18 protein-coding genes are annotated in these 19962 nt (G+C 40.1%); 7 read left to right on the top strand and 11 right to left on the bottom strand.

Annotation, left to right across the window (positions count from 1 at the left end; genetic code table 11):
- Positions 1 to 121 precede the first annotated feature (121 nt).
- The 4 genes from LG368_RS00205 (at position 122) to brxL (ending at position 8562) form a co-directional block, all read left to right on the top strand.
- Positions 122 to 1090, top strand: coding sequence for an AAA family ATPase (locus LG368_RS00205; RefSeq protein ID WP_226752732.1), 969 nt, complete (start codon positions 122 to 124; stop codon positions 1088 to 1090).
- A gap of 80 nt (positions 1091 to 1170) precedes the next feature.
- A complete protein-coding gene (locus tag LG368_RS00200; RefSeq protein WP_226752731.1) occupies positions 1171 to 3654 on the top strand; it encodes a S8 family peptidase in 2484 nt (827 codons plus the stop codon).
- Between the two features lie 114 nt (positions 3655 to 3768).
- On the top strand, positions 3769 to 6471 hold the full coding sequence (pglZ, locus tag LG368_RS00195) for a BREX-1 system phosphatase PglZ type A (RefSeq protein WP_226752730.1): 2703 nt from the start codon (positions 3769 to 3771) through the stop codon (positions 6469 to 6471).
- Between the two features lie 12 nt (positions 6472 to 6483).
- Entirely contained in the window at positions 6484 to 8562 is a 2079-nt protein-coding gene (gene brxL, locus LG368_RS00190) for a protease Lon-related BREX system protein BrxL (protein ID WP_226752729.1), read from the top strand.
- Between the two features lie 274 nt (positions 8563 to 8836).
- On the opposite strand, the gene LG368_RS00185 is transcribed toward brxL, so the two are convergent.
- The 10 genes from LG368_RS00185 to LG368_RS00140 all read right to left on the bottom strand — a co-directional run bounded on the left by LG368_RS00185 (position 8837) and on the right by LG368_RS00140 (position 18077).
- Positions 8837 to 9238: a DUF6262 family protein gene (locus tag LG368_RS00185; protein ID WP_226752728.1), complete on the bottom strand. Its 402-nt coding sequence runs from the start codon at positions 9236 to 9238 to the stop codon at positions 8837 to 8839.
- A complete protein-coding gene (locus LG368_RS00180; protein ID WP_226752727.1) occupies positions 9231 to 10703 on the bottom strand; it encodes a tyrosine-type recombinase/integrase in 1473 nt (490 codons plus the stop codon). The genes LG368_RS00185 and LG368_RS00180 overlap by 8 nt, the downstream gene beginning before the upstream one ends.
- Positions 10684 to 11751 carry a tyrosine-type recombinase/integrase gene (locus LG368_RS00175; RefSeq protein ID WP_226752726.1) on the bottom strand — a complete coding sequence of 356 codons (1068 nt, stop codon included), beginning with the start codon at positions 11749 to 11751 and terminating at the stop codon, positions 10684 to 10686. The genes LG368_RS00180 and LG368_RS00175 overlap by 20 nt, the downstream gene beginning before the upstream one ends.
- Before the next feature lie 218 nt (positions 11752 to 11969).
- Entirely contained in the window at positions 11970 to 12650 is a 681-nt protein-coding gene (gene yjjG / locus LG368_RS00170; RefSeq protein WP_226752725.1) for a pyrimidine 5'-nucleotidase, read from the bottom strand.
- Between the two features lie 2 nt (positions 12651 to 12652).
- Positions 12653 to 13297, bottom strand: coding sequence for an inosine/xanthosine triphosphatase (gene yjjX / locus LG368_RS00165; protein ID WP_226752724.1), 645 nt, complete (start codon positions 13295 to 13297; stop codon positions 12653 to 12655).
- 86 nt (positions 13298 to 13383) lie between these two features.
- Positions 13384 to 14481, bottom strand: a complete 1098-nt coding sequence (aroC, locus tag LG368_RS00160; RefSeq protein ID WP_226752723.1) for a chorismate synthase — start codon at positions 14479 to 14481, stop codon at positions 13384 to 13386.
- 3 nt (positions 14482 to 14484) lie between these two features.
- Positions 14485 to 15399, bottom strand: coding sequence for a 50S ribosomal protein L3 N(5)-glutamine methyltransferase (prmB, locus tag LG368_RS00155; RefSeq protein WP_226752722.1), 915 nt, complete (start codon positions 15397 to 15399; stop codon positions 14485 to 14487).
- A gap of 58 nt (positions 15400 to 15457) precedes the next feature.
- A complete protein-coding gene (locus LG368_RS00150; RefSeq protein WP_226752721.1) occupies positions 15458 to 16237 on the bottom strand; it encodes a hypothetical protein in 780 nt (259 codons plus the stop codon).
- A 164-nt stretch (positions 16238 to 16401) separates the two neighbouring features.
- A complete protein-coding gene (sppA, locus tag LG368_RS00145; protein ID WP_226752720.1) occupies positions 16402 to 17430 on the bottom strand; it encodes a signal peptide peptidase SppA in 1029 nt (342 codons plus the stop codon).
- Between the two features lie 2 nt (positions 17431 to 17432).
- Positions 17433 to 18077: an HAD family hydrolase gene (locus LG368_RS00140; RefSeq protein WP_226752719.1), complete on the bottom strand. Its 645-nt coding sequence runs from the start codon at positions 18075 to 18077 to the stop codon at positions 17433 to 17435.
- 67 nt (positions 18078 to 18144) lie between these two features.
- On the opposite strand from LG368_RS00140, the gene LG368_RS00135 reads away from it, so the two are divergent.
- The 3 genes from LG368_RS00135 to LG368_RS00125 all read left to right on the top strand — a co-directional run bounded on the left by LG368_RS00135 (position 18145) and on the right by LG368_RS00125 (position 19662).
- Positions 18145 to 18570, top strand: a complete 426-nt coding sequence (locus LG368_RS00135; protein WP_226752718.1) for a MaoC family dehydratase — start codon at positions 18145 to 18147, stop codon at positions 18568 to 18570.
- Positions 18571 to 18719: 149 nt separating this feature from the next.
- On the top strand, positions 18720 to 19022 hold the full coding sequence (locus tag LG368_RS00130) for a hypothetical protein (RefSeq protein ID WP_226752717.1): 303 nt from the start codon (positions 18720 to 18722) through the stop codon (positions 19020 to 19022).
- A 46-nt stretch (positions 19023 to 19068) separates the two neighbouring features.
- Positions 19069 to 19662, top strand: coding sequence for a CBS domain-containing protein (locus LG368_RS00125; RefSeq protein WP_226752716.1), 594 nt, complete (start codon positions 19069 to 19071; stop codon positions 19660 to 19662).
- A gap of 57 nt (positions 19663 to 19719) precedes the next feature.
- Here the strand turns inward: LG368_RS00125 and tusA are convergent, their stop codons facing one another.
- A complete protein-coding gene (gene tusA / locus LG368_RS00120) occupies positions 19720 to 19956 on the bottom strand; it encodes a sulfurtransferase TusA (protein WP_226752715.1) in 237 nt (78 codons plus the stop codon).
- Between the last annotated feature and the right edge of the window lie 6 nt (positions 19957 to 19962).

Here is a 19962-nt window from a genome sequence, read left to right as displayed (position 1 = left end):
TATGCTAGATTGGAGGATATATTTACTCTTGGTCTATGGATGATCGATGACTTACGGTAAAATTCAGCGCAAATATCTAATACTTATTTTTTATTAACTGTCAAAGGCTTTGGATTTTGTAATGGCAACTGCGGATCAGATTAAATCTCTAATTCGCTCATATTCTGAAGAGGATAGAGAGCGATTCTATTCTATTGCTCTTCAAGTGGCCGCTCATGAGGCCAAGCAAGGTCATGCAACACTGGCCCATGAAATACGTGGGCTCGTTGATAGTCATAAGAATAAAGCTTCACATAACTTAAAGGTGGTACCGTTCCCGCAAGAGCTTAAAGGGCTTGTTGTTACGGAAGCGCCGGATATCCCGATTAAATCTTTGGTGGCGCCCGAGGTAACCCTTGAGCGTTTTCAACGAGTCATAAGAGAGTTTTATCAGCGCGACAAGTTGCACCAATTTGGTATGAGCAATCGCCGACGCTTACTGCTTGCTGGACCTCCTGGTACTGGTAAAACAATGTCTGCGAAAGTACTGGCGCATGAATTGAAGTTGCCGCTCTATACAGTTCAGGTCGATAGAATGGTGACGAAATTTATGGGAGAAACCAGTGCAAAATTGCGTCAGATTTTTGATGTGATGGTACAGAAGCAGGGGGTCTACTTCTTCGATGAGTTCGATGCTATTGGTGGCGATCGATCCTTAGACAATGATGTAGGCGAGATGCGACGAGTTTTGAACGCATTGCTTCAATTTATCGAACAAGATCAATCTGAAAGCATCATTGTTGCCGCAACGAATAACCCTAAATTACTTGATCAAGCTTTGTTTCGTCGTTTTGATGATGTGTTGTATTACTCACTACCTAATCAAGAAGATTGTCGACGTTTGATTGAATTAATTCTAGGTACCTTTCTTGGTTCTCGATTCGCTTGGAAAAAAGTGCTTTCAGGATGCGATGGCTTGAGCCAAGCTGAGATCGGATCTGCTTGTCGCGATGCTATGAAACAAGCCATTCTGAAGGATGATGCTAAAGTGTCGGCTAGTGAGCTAATAGACGCTCTAGGTCAGAGGAAAATGGTGTACTCTCAGCTCTAATAGAGTATTTCTTTTATCAAATGAGACTGTTGACGAAAGTGTTTCCTAACAGTCCCTTTCAAAATGGAATTCAATAGTTTATGGACAAGCTACCTCATATTCTCTTGCCTCAGAAACCTGAATCACATCCTTACACATCACCAGTTAGTTTACCGATCACAAAAAATCTTATCCCAAAAAATAGGGCTCAGCATGGCAAGTTTTTACAGAATCAATTAAATGAAGCTTGGAAGCAGTCAGAGTGTAATCCCCTTGCTATGGTTGGCACAAGAAACGGTGTGTATCTTGAGTTTATTAGTGATCCTGGGGCAGAGCTAATTACAAAGAGCTTAGAGGATTTAGGCTCTAAAGAAATTCGGCTATTGAATGTTCGGGATGAGCTGGATGCTTCAGGTCAAAAAGTGACCTTTGCGACCGTGTATGTGTCGAATAAGAAACGCGACTACTTTTTAAAAAAGCTGGATGAATACCTTCATCAGAATACTTCTACCGGTAACCCGAAAAACCGAGATTTAATCGTTAGCATAGCCAGTATCAGAAGCGCTCTATTAATCGACTCATTTTGGACCGACGCTAAGACAGCTAAACCCAATCAAAGTAAATCTTGGATTGAGGTATGGCTTCGTAGCGACAGCGATGAAGTGTTAAGTATATTTGAAAGACTTCTACACAGCCTTAAAATTGAAGCCCGAGTCGGCGTATTAAGGTTTCCGGAGCGAATGGTCAAAGTGATTTTTGCCAACGCCTCAGATCTTGAGATGATTACTCGATCCAGTGACGTGATTGCTGAATACCGCTCTGCTAAACCGACCACCGCATTTTTTATGGATATGGATCTTAAAGAGAAATCGGAGTGGGTTGAAAATATTCGAGCTCGAATTGAGAGACCGGAGAATGTCAAATCGGCAGTATGCATTTTGGATACTGGTGTAAACAGGGGCCACCCTTTGTTGTATCCGTTTCTTTCTGGCGACGATTGCCAAGCAGTAGATGCATCTTGGGGCGTTCATGATCATGATGGGCATGGCACCTTAATGGCAGGAACATCTTTGTACGGTGATCTTACTGTTTTACTGGATAGCAGTGAGCCCGTCTATATTTCTCATTATCTCGAATCTGTGAAAATTCTTCCAAATGTTGGTTCTAATGAAGCAAATATTTGGGGCTACATTACCGCTCAAGGTATTAGCCGTGCGGAGATTCAAGCGCCTTTTAGAAAGCGATCTTACTGTATGGCAGTTACTTCAATAGAGACTTCTGATAGGGGGCGCCCTAGTTCTTGGTCTGCAGAAATCGACCAACTGACATCAGCATGGCAAGAGCAGCGGTTATTTATTGTCAGTGGTGGTAACTCAATAGCAAATATTTCTATGAACGATGCCGCCCAGCATTATCCGAATATACAGCTTACTGAGTCAGTGCATGATCCGGCTCAATCTTGGAATGCATTAACGGTTGGCGCCATAACCAGTTTGGTTGATATACAAGATCCTAACTTATCAGGCTATCGCCCCGTTGCCGACGCAAATACGTTATCACCATATTCGACGACTTCCAGTACTTGGGAAGAAAGTAAATGGCCTGTAAAGCCAGAATTGGTTTTGGAAGGAGGGAATCTGGCCGTAGATCAGTCTGGTTTCGCTACAGAGAGTGATGATTTATCGATTCTCTCAACGGCCTATCGACCTGACCAGCAGGGATATTTCTACCCTTTCAATATGACCAGTGCGGCGACTGCACAGTTGGCTAACATGGCCGCTACGATTCGCTCAGTATACCCTGACTATTGGGAAGAAACAGTGCGAGCTTTGTTGGTCCATTCAGCAAATTGGCCAGAGCCGCTTAAGCGGCAATTCATGGTGAAGGATTCCAAAACAAATTATCAGCAATTGCTGAAAGTTTGTGGCTATGGTGTGCCCAATTTGCAGCGAGCTCTTTACAGTGCCACTAATTCGCTGACTTTAATTGCACAAGCAGAGCTTCAGCCATTTGATAAAAAGCCTCGTGGCGGTTTTCGCACAAAAGATATGCATTTCTATGATCTGCCATGGCCAAAAGATGTTTTAGAGTTATTGCCTGACAATATTCAGGTGAGAATGAAGGTAACGCTTTCCTACTTTATTGAGCCTGGTCCTGGAGAAATAGGTTGGAAAGATCGCTATCGCTACTCATCCCATGCGTTACGATTTGAAATCAATAGTCCAGGTCAGTCTAAAAATGAATTTATTAAGGGTATTAATAAAGCTGCGCGCGAAGAGGATGAGGAGCGACAAAACAAACAGTCCACATCCGAACACTGGCTGCTTGGAGCAACTGCAAGGGATCGAGGCTCAATTCATTCTGATACATGGGTAGGGACCACTGCAGAGCTTGCCTCATCGAGCTTTATTGCCATTGTGCCAAAAATTGGTTGGTGGAGGGAGCGCCCTCACTTAGGGCAATGGGACCGAAAAACTCGTTACAGTTTGATCGTTTCTATTGAGTCTGATGATGCGGAGGTAGACGTATACACACCAATTGCAACTCAGTTGAAGCTGCCACTCCCTGTTTCTGTTGTTATCTAAAAAAATTATTGGAAGAAATTGGCTTCTTACTGGTTGTTCACAATTTAGTATAGCCAACGGCATGATAGAATAGGGGCTAATAGTATTAGATAGTCGTATTGGGCCTAAAAGTAGATGCAGACAAATGATTTAGTAAAAGGGATTTCCCAGAAGTTCGAGCAATCAAGAATTGTGTTTTGGCACGATGTTGATCAGCATTTTACAGAAGAGCTTCCGTTGATCCTTTCCGATACAGGTATGCCTAGTGGTGTAAAGGTAATACATGTTGATCAAGAGTCTCTTTTAGCGACCAAACGACGAGTTGAACTTAATGAGCCTAATTGTCCATTCTTATTGTATTTCACTACCTCAGAACCAAAGCCTGAGCTTGATTGGTTATTAGATATTCGTTTATATAGCGAACACTTTTATGCCGATCGAAGCTCTATGTTACTTGCTGAGCTTGGTATCGGAACAATGTCTCTTCGCTCACACATACATCAACGTCAGTCTTTCTTTGCAAATAAGCAACGCCTAGCTGCACTTCATAAATGGGTGGTCGAAGAAGAAAACGAGCAATCCTTAGATCGTAAAATGATTGCGGTGGTTGCAAGGTCTGATTCATCGTCTGTTACCGACATCCTGTTCAGTTTATTAAGAGAATATGCTGGGCAAATTTCTGAGCTTGAACATGAGAAGAGTTTCGACCAAGCTTTAGATCTCAGTCCAATGTTTAAGCAACTGTTAAAGTATGACTTGCTGAATAGCTTTTGGTCGTTAATGGAAGAGAGTTTTGGCTACAAAAATAGCGAAGAGCAGCCTTCTTTCGAAGTATTTATTCGAACACTTTTATGTACGGACCTTTGGAGTCACATCGTAAAAGAAGATCGTAGTTGGCTGCAAAATAACATTTTGTCTACGCCATCAGGGCGCTCAACAGCGTTGGCATTTTTATCTTCATGGCGTGATAGCCGAACTTACTCTGATTTCTATGAAATTATTGCGGAGCATTTCTCTAAGCAGCTAGAAGTTAAAGCTAATATTCAAGGTTATTCAGTGTTTGCTCTGGAAGAATGTGAAACATTCGCTGATATCGAGCAAGTAGTTATTAAAGGTCTAGTTTATGGTGTCATTGACCGAAGTGAATCGCTTGACCCGACTGTATTTGAGCGAATTTTATCGCGTCGATTAGCGGGGCATTGGACACATGCTACAACCGATAAAGGTAATTTCTACGCCAGTATCTACCAAGGTCTGCGTAACGCTCAAATACTGTTTAGTTTACGTGAACGGTTTGTTGACGGCTTTCATTATGAAAGCGCTTTAAGTTTATACAAAGCCTATGAAGAAGAATTGTATCGCTTTGATCAGGCGTATCGTTTATTTAATGAACATGTTTACTCAGTCCAAAGTAAAGGGGCTGATATACTTCGTGAGCTTGATCAAGCTGTAGAGGATTTGTATTCAAATTGGTACCTATATGAGCTTGGCTTAGCATGGGATCGATTACTTGATAAGGAAAACCGTTTAGAGCAGTGGCAGCTGCCGTCGATTCCAAATCAATATCAGTTCTATAAAAACGAAGTTCAGAGTCGACTTGAGGACACTCAAGTGAAGCGGATATTTGTCGTGATCTCAGATGCTTTGCGTTACGAAATAGCCCATGAATTAAAAGATATTATTGATTCAGAGAAGCGTTTTAAAGCAAGTCTAGGTTCTCAACTTGGGGTGTTGCCAAGCTACACACAGCTTGGTATGGCGGCTCTTCTTCCACATAAAACGGTTCATTATGATCAAAGTGCTCGCAGCGGTGAGGGATCTGATAGCATGTCACCCACAAAAAGCACCGTGTATGTGGATGATCTCCCCACTCAGGGGCTTTTAGCCCGTAATTCGGTTCTCGAACGTTATAAAGGGATGGCAGTCAGTGCAAAAGACTTGATGAGCTGGAGCAATCAGGAAGGTCGGGAGCAAGTAAAGGACGCGCAAGTCGTTTATATCTACCACGATACGATCGATGCGATCGGTGATGTTGCTAAAACGGAGGAGAAAACCTTCGAGGCCTGTCGTGATGCAATTAACGAGCTAAAAGATCTAGTTGCCAGAATTATCAACCGACTTAACGCTAGCCAAGTTCTTATCACTGCAGACCATGGCTTTTTATTCCAGCAGCAGGCAATGGAACAGACCAATCGTACAAAACTTCAATCATCTCAGTTCAATACGATGGAAGCGAAGAAGCGTTATATTATAGGTAGTGACCTGCCAAGCGATGAAAGTTATTGGAAAGGAAATATTTCCAATACCGCTCAGCAGGTGAAAGAACTGGCCAAGAACTCTGAGTTCTTGCTACCTAAGGGGGTCCAACGTTTTCATTTTGTCGGCGGTGCTCGCTTTGTTCATGGTGGCGCTATGCCTCAAGAAATTTGTGTTCCTATATTACATGTACGTGAATTGCAGAAGCATCAAGCAGCTCAACATGAAAAGCAGCCTGTTGGGGTTGTTGTGGCAACTCAGCCTATTAAGCTAGTCAACAACATCGATAAGGTTCAGTTTATCCAAACTGATGCGGTAGGAGGTCAATTTGTACCACGGCAATTGGAGCTCGTGATCGTAGACCCAAGTGGTAATGAAGTATCGAGCCGTGAAACAGTGTTGTTTGATAGTCAAGGGAAGACTATCGATGAGCGCAAGCGAGAGGCGCGTTTTAAACTGATTGGCTCTGCATTTAACCGTAATACGAGTTACAAGCTTATACTTGAAAATACATCAACGAAAACCCGCTACAACGAATACAGTGTGACCATTGATTTGGCTATCCAAGACGACTTTTTTTAGGAATAGTGAGATATGCAAGACAACAATCTGAATAGTGAAATCTTGGATGAGTCAAATGATATTAAAAATAGCGATCTTAATGACCTTCTGATCAAAACTTTTAAAGGTCGTGTGGTTCGTAAGGATTTAACCAAGTCATTAAAAGAAGGCGCTAATGTACCTGTTTACGTGCTGGAGTACTTATTGGGTATGTACTGTGCTTCAGATGACGATGAAGTGGTTGAGATGGGACTGCAGAGCGTTAAGAAAATCCTAACGGAGAACTATGTTCGCCCAGATGAAGCTGAAAAAGTTAAATCTACGATTCGTGAGCGCGGCACGTTCAAGGTCATTGATAAAGTAGGGGTTAGACTTAATCAAAAAAAAGATATCTACGAGGCTAGACTTTCAAATCTTGGTATTCAAGATGCTTTGGTTCCTACAGGCATCGTTAAAGACAACGATAAACTATTAACCGGCGGCATTTGGTGCATTGTTACCTTACAATATTTTTATGAGGAAGGGCAAAAGACATCACCTTTTTCAGTGGTAACGTTGAAGCCAATACAAATGCCGAATATGGATGTGGAAGAGGTGTTCACTGCGAGAAGATCATACTCTACGGATCAATGGTTAGATGTTCTATTGCGCTCTGTCGGTATGGAGCCAACTAACCTTGAACAACGTGTAAAATGGCACTTACTTAGCCGTATGATTCCATTTGTCGAAAATAACTATAATGTATGTGAACTTGGTCCTCGTGGTACGGGTAAAAGTCATGTTTATAAAGAGTGCTCCCCAAATTCTTTGTTGGTATCTGGCGGTCAAACAACAGTTGCCAACTTGTTTTACAACATGAGCTCTCGTCAAGTCGGTCTTGTCGGTATGTGGGACGTAGTTGCGTTCGACGAGGTCGCAGGGATTAACTTCAAAGATAGAGATGGCGTGCAAATCATGAAGGATTACATGGCGTCGGGCTCATTTGCACGTGGACGAGATTCGATCGAAGCTAAAGCCTCGATGGTTTTTATTGGTAATATCAACCACAACGTTGAGACATTAATTAAAACAAGCCACTTACTCTCACCATTTCCGGATGCCATGATAGACACCGCTTTTTTTGATCGATTCCATGCTTATATTCCAGGATGGGAAATTCCTAAAATGCGGCCCGAGTTTTTCACAAATCAATACGGTTTAATTACAGATTATCTTGCTGAATTTATGCGCGAAATGCGCAAGCGTAGCTTTGCTGACGCAATTGATAAGTTTTTTAAAGTAGGCAACAATCTAAATCAGCGTGATGTAATTGCTGTCCGCCGTACAGTATCTGGTCTACTTAAGTTACTCCATCCTGGAGCGCAATATAATAAAGAAGATGTCCGAGAATGCTTAGTTTACGCACTAGAGGTTAGACGTCGTATCAAAGAGCAGCTGAAGAAATTAGGAGGTATGGAGTTTTTTGATGTAAACTTTAGCTATATTGATAATGAATCGCTTGAAGAAATCTTTGTGTCTGTTCCAGAGCAGGGTGGTAATAAGTTGATACCTGAGGGCGTCCCAAAACCTGGGGTTATCCATCTTGTTTCACAAGGCAGTTCAGGACAAATAGGGCTCTATCGCTATGAGACACAAATGATGTCTGGTAGTGGAAAACACTCCGTATCTGGCTTTGGGTCTAATACATCGGCAAAAGAGGCCATTCGAGTCGGTTTTGACTATTTTAAAGGCAACCTCAGCCGTATCAGTACTTCAGCTAAGTTTTCCGAATATGAATTTCATTTACAAGTTGTCGAGCTAAACAATACCGGCCCTAATACGAAATCGTCTTTAGCTGCATTGATTGCATTTTGTTCTGTACTTATGAATCGCTCTACCCAAGAACAAATGGTTGTGCTTGGGGACATAACGTTAGGCGGTATTATTAATCCTGTTGATGACCTAGCTGGGAGTTTACAGTTAGCAATGGACAACGGCGCAAGACGGGTACTATTACCCATGTCGTCAGCGACAGATATTCCATCGGTACCAGCTGAGCTCTTTTCTAAGTTCCAGATTAGCTTTTATGCTGATCCCGTTGATGCCGTGTATAAAGCTTTAGGAGCAGGGTAGTTATTGCCTAATGATCTTTGTACTCTAAAGAGTAATCATCTATATTATACAGGAACCTATATTAGTGATATAAATATTTTAATACCTGTAGAGTTTCTAGGTAGCTTCAATTATCTATAAGCTCTACAGGAATTATCTACAGACTCGCAACTCTTTTTCAGTGTGCAGGCAAGCTCTTCTAAGATATTTTATTATGCTTAGCTGATGAAATATTCCACGCTGATTCTACTTTTCCAAGATAAAAAACTATTTTCTTTTCTACATAATTTTAGAGTTACTTTACAGATCTAATAGCTTTATTTGATTGAAGCTCTTCAATGTATTCTCTTAATCTTTTATTTTCTTCCTTGATATTTGATAATTCTTTTTTGAGAACAATACATTCGTTTTTAATCGAATCATACTTTGACTTAATTGAAGATATTGCCTTTTGCTCTTTTCTTGTTATGAAGCTTATAGCTTTTGTGTCGGAATCTTTGTTTATTTCCTTGATATATTTAACTATACTTTCATTTTTATAAATAAAAGATTTTGATACGTTACACTTAAAAGCTAGATCAGAAACTTTAACTGCTGACTTCATTGCTTTGTAACGTTTTAGTTCGCTCATAACTCGATCTATTTTTTTCTTTGAATCATCTTTTTTATAAGTTACAGCTGCCGAAATCTTACTCATCTATTTTCTCCAAGATCTTATCAAGGCCTTCTAATGTTTTTGTATTTATTAACACTTGATCCCTAAGGCTACCTTCATCTGCAATATTAATGATTTTAATAAGTCTCTCACGCTGATCTATAAGTGTATCTTTGAACTGCTTACCTGTTCTAAAACTTACACACGTTAGACAAGCGTTACCATGATGACAAGTTTGTCGGATAGGTAATGAGCAGATACCATTAGGTAATATATGAGCAGATATATTCTTACGTAACCATTCTTTATCTAAGTCACCATCAAGACTCTCATCAAGATCATACTCAACATTTTTATAGATATTACCATAAATATCTTTTAATTCATGCTGGTTGATTTCATCAAACTTAAGTTCAACTCTCATTTTCTTCTCTGAAATTTGAGCGTAAAAGTTAGTCATTGTTGGTGTTTTGTGACCAAGATACTTTTGAACAAAAACTTGATTTACACCCGATTCAACAAGATTACTTGCAACAGTATGCCTGAGCATATGAGAGGTAAAAACTAATAGATCACCATTTTCATCACGAATATCGTGTTCTTCAATGAGCTTCTTTGACATATAATTAACATTACGCAAACAATATTTTGAAAATTTATTTTTGTAGAAATGAATAAAAATATAGGGCGAGTAATCTTTATATCGCTCACAGTTTTTATAATTTGGATTTGCCTCCTGATACTCTAAACGAGCTAATTTAGCCAATTCAATTTGACTTAAAATCACTTCTGCACATTGATCTGAAATTGGTGTTGTAATATACCTGCTTGACTTACTTTCATATCGGGTTAAGTTCCAGCCAAGGCTACTTTTATGTATAGATTCATCTTTCAGGAGCAATATTTCATTAGCTCTTGCTCCAACCTCCAAATTTATATTTAAAAAACGTTTAATGAAAGTATCATTCATTTTACAAGCATGTTTTAACTGCTCTACACTTTTATTTGGAATAGGCCTTGGATTAACTGTTAATTCATGCTTAGGCTTCATGTCTAATGGAAGAAAGTTATTTGCAGAACTTATATAACCCTTCATTTCAAGAAACGCATAAAACTCACGTAGGCTTGAAAAATAGACGTGTACAGAAGCACTTTTATGATCTACAACACTATCAAAAAATGAATCAACATTACTAGGATTTAAAAAACGTGATAAATCTAAGGCGTCACTGTAAATAAAATCTAAATGCTTATAAAACTTTTTTAAAGTCATAATCATATTACATAACCTAGATGGCTTTACTCGTTTCGATTTATAAAGCATAAAGTCTTTGGTAATATCTTTTAACCAATCAGCCTTTATTTTATCAAAGTTAAGACTTTTGTTTCCAGAACCAATTTCCTCTTCACTAAACCCCATCTCTTTAAAAGTCCACTTATCATCATCATAAAAATGTGAGGAGGGCGCTACAACCGAAAAATTAGGATTATTGTTTTTTATCATCATCTCTCTCCAAAACTTCTCTTAAATCATCTACATTTAGATGCTCATATATTTTCTGGGTCGTCACTGCTGATTTATGGCCAACTTGCCGTGATATATAATCAATAGGTACTTTGTTTCTCATACTCCGTGTTACAAACGTATGCCTGAACATATGACAAGTTATATGAATCCCAGTTTCATGTTCAAACTTATTAAGTAAATTCTTATAGTATTCATAACTAATTGGTTTATCTCTAGCGTTTCTATCTCTGTTGTATATAGAACAAAATAGATACTCTGTATTATAGTCGTCTGAGTCTTCTATCAAATAATTTGTGTATTCTCTTAGCCAGAATAGTGGAGTGAAAACTTTATAAGTTTGTTTGTTTTTTGAGTAGACTCCATTTGGGTTATCTTTACGATAAACCACATCAATGGAGCCTTCTTGATAATTTATATCTACATGCTTCAGTTGTAGTGCCTGACCAACACGCAAACCTGTTTCCCATAAAAGTGTGAAAAAAAGCTTATCTCTAGATTTAACTAACCATGAAAGAAGTTGTTTGTATTCTTGTTCATCAATTACCTTTATATTATTTTCACTGCTAGTCTTTCTTATTCCTTCTATTACTGAGTATTGCTCATGCTTCCTAGGCTCACCAGTTAAAAACGCTCTTTGCTTATAATATCTTTTGACAATTAAAGGTGATACAAAAATTCCAGAATAGAAAGTCTGATATCTATAAAATGAGTTAATGCTTGATATTTTTCTTCTTATAGACGAGTTTGAATTTTTAGGCTTACCATTAGATTTAGATTGATAGCTTAAATATGATAAGTAATCTTCAAGATCTGATAGTGAGACATCTGACCAGTCTATATTATTAACACTTAGCCAAATAAAGAACTCTTTAAGATCAATCGCATGGCTTTTAATAGTTAATGGAGCATAACCACGATTATCTCTGTTTCTCAGAAAACCATTGATTATATCTTGAGGAAGTCCATCTGACTGATAGACGCGATATGAAACTGATTTATCAGCCTTAGATAATTTTTCAACTTTCACTTTGACACCTAACGTTAAACAAACACATTAGATAATAGTGTATAAAGCGACAACAATCGAACCTAATACACGTAAAACACTACTTTAACATAATTCCGATAATAACATTTATCGGAAATAGTGTGTTGATATTGGTAATCCATGTTGCTCTATTTTATATGTGTGCTTGCATTTCGCCTGGCTTGATTACGCATCCGTTCATTCAGCATTAACACGCTTTAATGGTTGGCTTTAAACCAATCCAATAATTCCGTCAGTGTGTTTGCCTGCCATGTTGGTACGATGTCAGTTTCATTCTCTCTATGATGACCAAGCCAACAAGTGTCTATGCCAATATTTTGGCCACCTAAAATATCAGACGCTAGCGTATCACCCACCATTAATACTTTTTGCTTGTCAGGATTGCCCATTTCAGACAAAGCTTGTTCAAAAATAATTGGATTCGGTTTGGCCACACCAACTAGTTCAGAAATAACAACAGGAGAAAAATACGGTAAAAAACCGGTGCGTTCCAGTCGTATGCGTTGAAGTTGTTCAAACCCATTGGTAATAATCCCCATACAAATGCCTTGACGATCTAGGTATTCTATTAATTCGTAAGCACCTGCAATAGGCTCACAAATCTCCGCCATGGCATCCAAAAATTGATGGTTCAAGGTTTCTGTGCTGATAGCCAGACGATCACTCCATAACTGAAAACGTTGTGTCTGCAGCTGTTTAGCGGTAATTTCATCATTTTGGTATGCAACCCAAAGAGATTTATTTAAGGTCTGGTATTCATGAAATTCTGTTTCAGCAAACTCTACTCCATGATGTGAAAACATACGCTTTAGGCCAGCGTAATTGTCGAAATGAAACAAAGTCTCATCCGCATCAAATAAAACCCATTGGTATTTCATTGTTAAAGCTCCCAATCATGAGTTGCTTGATCTTGATAAAGTTTAGGATGAAATACTGGAGCCATTGCAAGCAGTAACGCCTGAACATAAATGCTTTGCCGAGTGGCAAGTTGATTGGTTAGCATGCCGATGGCGCCGCCTTTTTGTTTAACATTATCAGTCTGAAAGACCTCATCGATAATGCTTCCTAATTCTTCACCGTGCTGGAGTCGCTGAAAAATTTTGGCTGGTAATGGCAGGTTTGCTGAACGTCCTGCCAGTAAATTGTGGTCAGCGGACAAAATAGATACGTAAGCAAATGTTGCAGCGCCCTCCTCAAATTGATCCACGCCGCCTTCCATTGCGACGTAATAATCCATCTGTTTTTTAATATCGTGAGAAGCACAATAACGCGCTCTATTTTGTGCGCCTTGCCGAGTTTCAGACTCTGTCATAGGTTGATCAGAAACGTTAGATGGCGCGTTAATGCCATGACAATCAATTATTATGTCTGGAAACATTAAAGTGAATGCTTCTTTCGCCGCAGCGACTTTGATCGGATTGGTTGAGCCTACTTGAATATGGATTTGGTCGCGTGGTTTCGTAGGCAAGTCAGTAGAAGACGATGAATGAGACGGAAAGATTGAACGGGGAGAAAGTGATGTCACGTTGCCCTCAATATAAAAGAAAAGACCAAAAGGCGTATTTTAAAACAATAAAACACAACTTTTGGTCTTAGTAAGAAACAGTACTATTAAGCTTGGGCGTTGATAATGGGAGTTGCGCAGACAACATCCGCATTTTGACCACGATGTCTTAGTAAATGATCCATAATGGTCAATGCCAGCATAGCTTCTGCAATGGGTGTTGCACGAATACCAACACAAGGGTCATGACGTCCTTTGGTAATCACATCAATGGCTTGACCCGAACGATCGATGCTTTTTCCTGGCGTCGTAATACTCGACGTTGGCTTCAATGCCATATGAACAATAATATCTTGGCCAGAAGAAATACCCCCTAAAACGCCACCGGCGTGATTGCTCAGAAAACCTTCTGGTGTCATTTCATCTCGATGTTGACTGCCTTTTTGCTCAATAACATCAAAACCATCGCCAATTTCAACGCCTTTGACCGCATTAATACTCATCATCGCTTTCGCAATGTCGGCATCCAAACGATCAAACACAGGTTCGCCTAATCCAGGCATGACATTCTTGGCGATCACACTGATTTTAGCGCCAACAGAGTCCCCTTCACGACGCAAAGCTGTCATGTAAGTTTCGAGTTCAGGAATGGCATCTGGGTCTGGGCTAAAAAAGCTATTATCATAAATCTGACTGAGGTCTTTAACCGCTAACTTAATGGGTCCTAACTGCGACAAAAAGCCTTGTATCTCAATGCCAAATCGTTGTTTTAGATATTTTTTAGCAATCGCACCCGCGGCAACACGCATGGCTGTTTCACGCGCAGAAGAACGACCACCACCGCGGTAGTCGCGGAAGCCATATTTTTGATCGTAGGTATAATCCGCATGCGCCGGACGAAAAGTATCGGCGATATTGCCGTAATCTTTCGAGCGTTGATCGGTGTTTTGAATTTGCAGACCAATAGGTGTGCCAGTCGTCTTACCCTCAAACACACCCGAAAGAATTTTTACCTCATCCGCTTCACGACGTTGTGTTGTGTGCTTAGAGGTTCCTGGTTTACGTAAATCCAAGTCACGCTGCAAATCCGCTTCACAAATTTCAATCCCCGGTGGGCAACCATCAATGATGGCACCCAATGCAAGACCGTGGCTTTCACCGAATGTGGTGACCTTAAAAAGTGTTCCAAATGTATTACCAGACATAGGTTAATTCTGCTCTTGTAATAGTTCGATAAGTTGTTCTTTTGTCAAAATAAACACGCCATTTCCACCTTGTTCAAGCTCTACCCACATGAAAGGTGTCTCTGGGTAAGCGGCTTGAAGTGCTTCTTCTGTATTGCCTACTTCGTACACTAAAATACCATTGGGCTGTAAATACTCCGCGACTTGAGATAAAAACGCACGGGTAAAATCTAAGCCATCATCACCTGAAGTTAACGCCAGCTCAGGCTCATTGTGGAACTCTTTCGGTGCATTATTAAAATCGTCCGCGTCCACATAAGGTGGGTTGCAAATAATCAAGTCGTATTGTTTATCTGATACATTATCAAACATATCAGAATGAATGGCCTGAACACGATCTTCCACCTGATGACGATGAATGTTCTCCTCAGCGACAAGAAGTGCGGCTTCGCTGATATCAGACAAATCCACTTCTGCCTCCTCAAAAACCAGCGCGGCAGCGATGCCCAGACAACCAGACCCAGTACACATATCCAATATATGCAGTGGGTAATGTGCGAGCCAAGGTTCAAACTCATTTTCAAGCAACGCCATAATAGGCGAACGAGGGATAAGTGTGTCTTTGGTTACTTTAAATGGCAACCCCATAAACCACGCCTCACCTAATAGATAAGGAAGCGGTTCTCTTTGTGTAATACGCTTATGCACAAGTTTTAAAATATGTTTTTTCTCATTTTGTGTCAAAGCACAATCAAGCATACTGCGGTCAAAATCCAAAGGAAGTTTTAGTGCTCCCATGACAAGCTGAACGGCTTCATCCCATGGGTTATCTGTCCCATGGCCATAAAACAAATCCGAGTGTTGAAATCGACTAAAGGTCCAGCGGATAAAGTCTTTGATCGTTGATAAATCTCGAATCGCAGTGTGTTTATTACTCATGCTCTCTACTTATAGAAAATGACACCAAATGACAAGATGAGCATTATAACGGTTATTGTTAGTCGTCTCTATCCTTGAGTTGCATGGTTTTCACTGAGGCAGACAAAGCTTCTATTTTTTCGGAAATAACCTGCCAACTCTCCTGCTGTTTATTCTCTTTTTCATACCTAAGTTGCTGAATGGATTCATTTAACCGTGTGTTTTCATTGCGTAGCTGTTGTAACTGAGTATCTTGCTTGGCGAGCTCTACCTCTTTTTGCGATAGGTTTAACTGTAATTCTGTATTATTTTCTTGCTCTTGGGATAATTGATAAGTCACGACTTTATTTTGTGTAAGCACATCTTCAGCTTGCTGTTGCGCTCTGCTAACGTGATGTTCAGCTATCGCTAATTGCTGCTTTAATGTGGCGACTTGTTCTTCTAATTGAGTGCAGTTTTTCGAGAGCACATCATTGCTGCCTTGTAATGCAATAATGTCCTCAGAAAGCGATAAGTAACCGCCATCGATCGAGCCTTGCTTTACGGTGTTTTGCTGCAGAATTTCCGCTGTTTTTTCATCCAGTAACTGCCCAAAGCACTGCGTTACTTCACGGGAAAATCGTTTAAATATGGGAGACAAATCTTCATCGAGGAACGTAAGTTGATTCTGCTGCTGCTCTTTATACTGCTCTTCCCACTCAGTCACAGCATTCAGTAATGTTGTATTAGAACAACGACGACCATCTTTCTTTAAAAAAAAGTCAGCGAGTCTTGGGATATTTGGGAAACAGTTATCTTCTATCAACGACCAACACGCTTGGTGTATTTCTTCTTTAGATATGTTTGCTTTACGAGCCATAGGTCAAGCGCCATTTTATAAATAAATGAAATATATTAATTATGAAACTTACTTTTAATTTCTTTATTCTAATACAACTACCCTACTTTAAGAAAGAATTGAAAGGCGAAAATTTAGCAAAAAAAAGCCCCGAATGGGGCTTTTAATAAGTACTAACGAAATAGCTACTGCAAATTCATCTTATGAAGCACTTTTGTCGCGATTTCTACCCCTAACTCTTCTGCCAGCTCTTTCCAAGCATTTTGAGAAGGCTTATAAAAAACAGGGTTAGCCGATGGAAACTCATTCGCCAAGACCGCATTAACACTTGATAAACCATCAATCAAGCCAATATTCTCGGCTTGTGAACCAGTGAAAACCATGCCCGAGAAAACATCATCGGTCACCGTCAAGCGTTCACCACGCCCTGCTTTTACCGCTTGAATAAATTGCTGATGCGTTTCATCTAAAACCGCCTGCCACTTACGTTTAGCCTCTTCTGTCATGGGAGCAAAAGGGTCAAGAAATGCTTTATTGCGACCCGCAGTAAACGTTCTACGCTCCACCCCCACTTTTTCTAATAAACCGCTTGCATCAAAACCGGAAGAAATTACACCAATTGACCCGACTAAACTGGCCTTGTCTGCATAAATAGTATTTGCGGCAGAAGCAATATAATACCCGCCAGATGCCGCCATATCTTCAACCACAACATACACAGGAATGCTCGGATACAAGACTTGCTTTGAACGAATCGCATCATAAATAATACCGGAGTGAACAGGGCTACCACCAGGACTGTTCATCTCAATAACAACACCTTTAAGGCGAGTATTTTGATAAGCACGGTTGAGTAAATCGACATAAACGGAGGAATCGATATCTGCACCTGACCCAATAACGCCTCGCATAGGTATCATTGCCACAATGTCGGTTTCGAGGCGAACATCTTGCAAACTTGATTTAACAAACCAAACAGATGCCGTCGTCACAAAAATTAAAAAAGTAAAGAATCGAAAGAATATTTTCCAGCGACGAGCGCGTCTTTTCTCAACCACATTATCATTCAGTGTTTTTTCTAAAAGCGCTAAAATAGCGGAATTTGTGTCTCTTTCGCTCTTACTGTCTGTATTTGGTGTATTTTGATCCTGTGGCGCCTCACTGACCTTCTTATCATCAACCGCTTGCTTATCTTCTTCTTCAGTCCAACTCATTTTTATAAACCTAATATTTGTGGTAATTCAGTAAAGCAGTCTATTAAAGCCAATGGCTGACATGCCTCTAAACGAGATTTTGAGTGAGCGCCGTAGGTTACGCCAACACTGGGTATTCCTGCATTATTCGCCATATTGAGGTCGTATTCAGTATCCCCTATCATGACAGCATCCTCCGGCTTGATGTTTAATTCTTCTAATAATTGCTTAAGCATCAACGGATTAGGTTTAGATAAAGCTTCATCAGCACAGCGTGAAGCCTGAAAATAATGCTTAGTTTGTGTTAAAGAAAATGCTCGATCCAAGCCTTTTCTTGTCTTACCTGTCGCCACTGCCATCTTTATTGATTTCTCGTGTAGTTGCGCTAATACGTCTAGCACACCGACATAGGCTATCGGTGCTTTTTGATCAGCCGCCACATAGATCTTTTTGTAATGCTCAACAATGATTTTTTGTTCAGATAAGGTCAACTCTGACCAAACAACGGAGATCGCTTTGTCTAATGAAAGGCCTATGATGTTTTTGATGTCCTCTTTACTTCTTTCTGGTGCGCCAGCTAAATGTCCTGCTTTCAACATACAGTCACAAATGTTGTCAATGGAATCGAACAAGGTCCCATCCCAGTCAAAAATCACCAATTTAACCATAGATACCTCTTAAGAATAATGCGCTGAAAGTGTACCATATCGCAAATTTACAAGATAAGGATTCACCATGACTTTAGGTTATACGTTAGAACAACTCACTATTGATCAACAAATCGAGTATCGAAAAACAGTTACCCAGACAGATGTACAGGCTTTCGCAGAGATAACTGGTGATACCAACCCTGTTCATTTAGATGCAGAATTTGCTGCAACGACTTCTTTTGGCCAACCCATTGCTCACGGCATGCTCACGGCGGGCTTTATTTCTGCAGCCATTGGCACTCAATTGCCAGGACCCGGCTGCATTTATTTAGAGCAAACACTTAAATTTCGTGCGCCTGTTTTTATTGGACAGGAAGTCGTTACAACCATCACAGTAGCCGACATGAATATCCGTCGCCGTCGAGCCACACTAAAAACCGTTTGCGAATGCGATGGAAAAGTCGTTGTAACCGGTGAAGCAACCATTATGATCCCTGCGAAGGACGTCTAATTTTTTAGCGTATTTAGACTTATTTCACTGAATTTTAAGTAAATAATGCAAATACATAGCAATATCTAAATAAAGCTGTGCTTTATAATAAAGCCAGCTTATATTGAGTAAGTCAGCTTTTTCAATCATTAGGCAAACTCAAACTTACCATGAAACTTCAACTCTTTATGATTATCGCAGTGATCTTATCGTCTCTTATGACGATATCTCAGCGTGCTCATGCTCAAGAGGAAAGCAGTTATCGCTGGTTAGAGCCAAGTATTGAAGAGCGATATAATGAGATTAACAATACTGACAGAGACCACGATGCAGACAGTGGTTATTACCTACCACCTTACGTAACCGTTCAAGATGCCGCTCAGCGGTTAGAACTTGATAATTATTATCTTCCACCCGTCACCTTTAGACTCCATCACCAGAGTATAAAACCAAGAGCGCCACCTTATTCATGATATAAGCCATCCTATTTTTCTTTCTATATTTTTATTAGGACGTATCATGAAAACACTTACTTATGTATCTACCAAAAATATTAATACCCTTGTTTGGCCTGCCGCAGTCGACAACACTGGACTATACTCTCCAGCAACCACGGTATTTACTGACTTTAAAAAAGCAGGACCTAGGGTAATAGAAGCCAACACTCGAGCCGAAGAGTTGGTGCTGTTAATGCGCAAAGAACATGTGCGAATGAAATTAGTCGTGGACAGTGACAATCACTTTCTAGGCGTTATCAGTCTGGAAGATTTATCTGAAGAAGCTTTTATTACAAAAGTAGCTGACGGTTTTACAAGATCAGAGCTAACCGTAGCGGACTTAATGAGGACAAAAGACATTTTGTTAGCCCTATCATACACTTCATTATTGCACGCAGATATTGAGTCTCTACTATACAGCCAACGTCAAAACCCCCTTCAACATTTATTAGTGATTGATGAAGAAAGCAAAGCAATTCGCGGACTTATCTCTTCTAATGATGTTGCTCGCCAACTGCGATTGGATGTTGATATTGCCTTCTCAAGTTTTGCGATGATTTATGACAACGCTATTTTAGGTGTAAAAATGCCCCATGGAAAACGTCAAGTTGCGTAATGCGGTTAACGTTATTATTTAACAACCGTTAAACAAAACAATAAGCCTGATCATACATCAGGCTTTTTGCTTTTTCTCAATCCAATAAAAATACGTCTCTCCGTCTTGAGCCTGATCCAACAGTCGATGCCCCAAAAACTGACAAAACTTAGGGATGTCTCTTGTTGTAGAAGGGTCTGTAGCAATGACTTTCAATACCTCTTGCGCAGATAGCTTCCGCATTTCTGCATGAAGCATCATAACCGGCTCAGGACAAAGCAAGCCGGTGGCGTCCAACAGTGCAGTATATTCCATAGCATT

It is taken from the genome of Marinomonas algarum (assembly GCF_020532605.1).
In the GTDB taxonomy this organism is placed as follows: domain Bacteria; phylum Pseudomonadota; class Gammaproteobacteria; order Pseudomonadales; family Marinomonadaceae; genus Marinomonas; species Marinomonas algarum.
The sequence above is the reverse complement of the archived record's forward strand: the minus strand, read 5'-3'. Positions and strand labels throughout refer to the sequence as shown.

Bases quoted from the DNA above. Each gene is read 5' to 3' on its own strand.
- LG368_RS00205 (WP_226752732.1), top strand. From the start codon at position 122: ATGGCAACTGCGGATCAGATTAAATCTCTAATTCGCTCATATTCTGAA.
- LG368_RS00200 (WP_226752731.1), top strand. From the start codon at position 1,171: ATGGACAAGCTACCTCATATTCTCTTGCCTCAGAAACCTGAATCACAT.
- pglZ (WP_226752730.1), top strand. From the start codon at position 3,769: ATGCAGACAAATGATTTAGTAAAAGGGATTTCCCAGAAGTTCGAGCAA.
- brxL (WP_226752729.1), top strand. From the start codon at position 6,484: ATGCAAGACAACAATCTGAATAGTGAAATCTTGGATGAGTCAAATGAT.
- LG368_RS00185 (WP_226752728.1), bottom strand. From the start codon at position 9,238: ATGAGTAAGATTTCGGCAGCTGTAACTTATAAAAAAGATGATTCAAAG.
- LG368_RS00180 (WP_226752727.1), bottom strand. From the start codon at position 10,703: ATGATGATAAAAAACAATAATCCTAATTTTTCGGTTGTAGCGCCCTCC.
- yjjG (WP_226752725.1), bottom strand. From the start codon at position 12,650: ATGAAATACCAATGGGTTTTATTTGATGCGGATGAGACTTTGTTTCAT.
- aroC (WP_226752723.1), bottom strand. From the start codon at position 14,481: ATGTCTGGTAATACATTTGGAACACTTTTTAAGGTCACCACATTCGGT.
- prmB (WP_226752722.1), bottom strand. From the start codon at position 15,399: ATGAGTAATAAACACACTGCGATTCGAGATTTATCAACGATCAAAGAC.
- LG368_RS00150 (WP_226752721.1), bottom strand. From the start codon at position 16,237: ATGGCTCGTAAAGCAAACATATCTAAAGAAGAAATACACCAAGCGTGT.
- sppA (WP_226752720.1), bottom strand. From the start codon at position 17,430: ATGAGTTGGACTGAAGAAGAAGATAAGCAAGCGGTTGATGATAAGAAG.
- LG368_RS00140 (WP_226752719.1), bottom strand. From the start codon at position 18,077: ATGGTTAAATTGGTGATTTTTGACTGGGATGGGACCTTGTTCGATTCC.
- LG368_RS00135 (WP_226752718.1), top strand. From the start codon at position 18,145: ATGACTTTAGGTTATACGTTAGAACAACTCACTATTGATCAACAAATC.
- LG368_RS00130 (WP_226752717.1), top strand. From the start codon at position 18,720: ATGAAACTTCAACTCTTTATGATTATCGCAGTGATCTTATCGTCTCTT.
- LG368_RS00125 (WP_226752716.1), top strand. From the start codon at position 19,069: ATGAAAACACTTACTTATGTATCTACCAAAAATATTAATACCCTTGTT.
- tusA (WP_226752715.1), bottom strand. From the start codon at position 19,956: ATGGAATATACTGCACTGTTGGACGCCACCGGCTTGCTTTGTCCTGAG.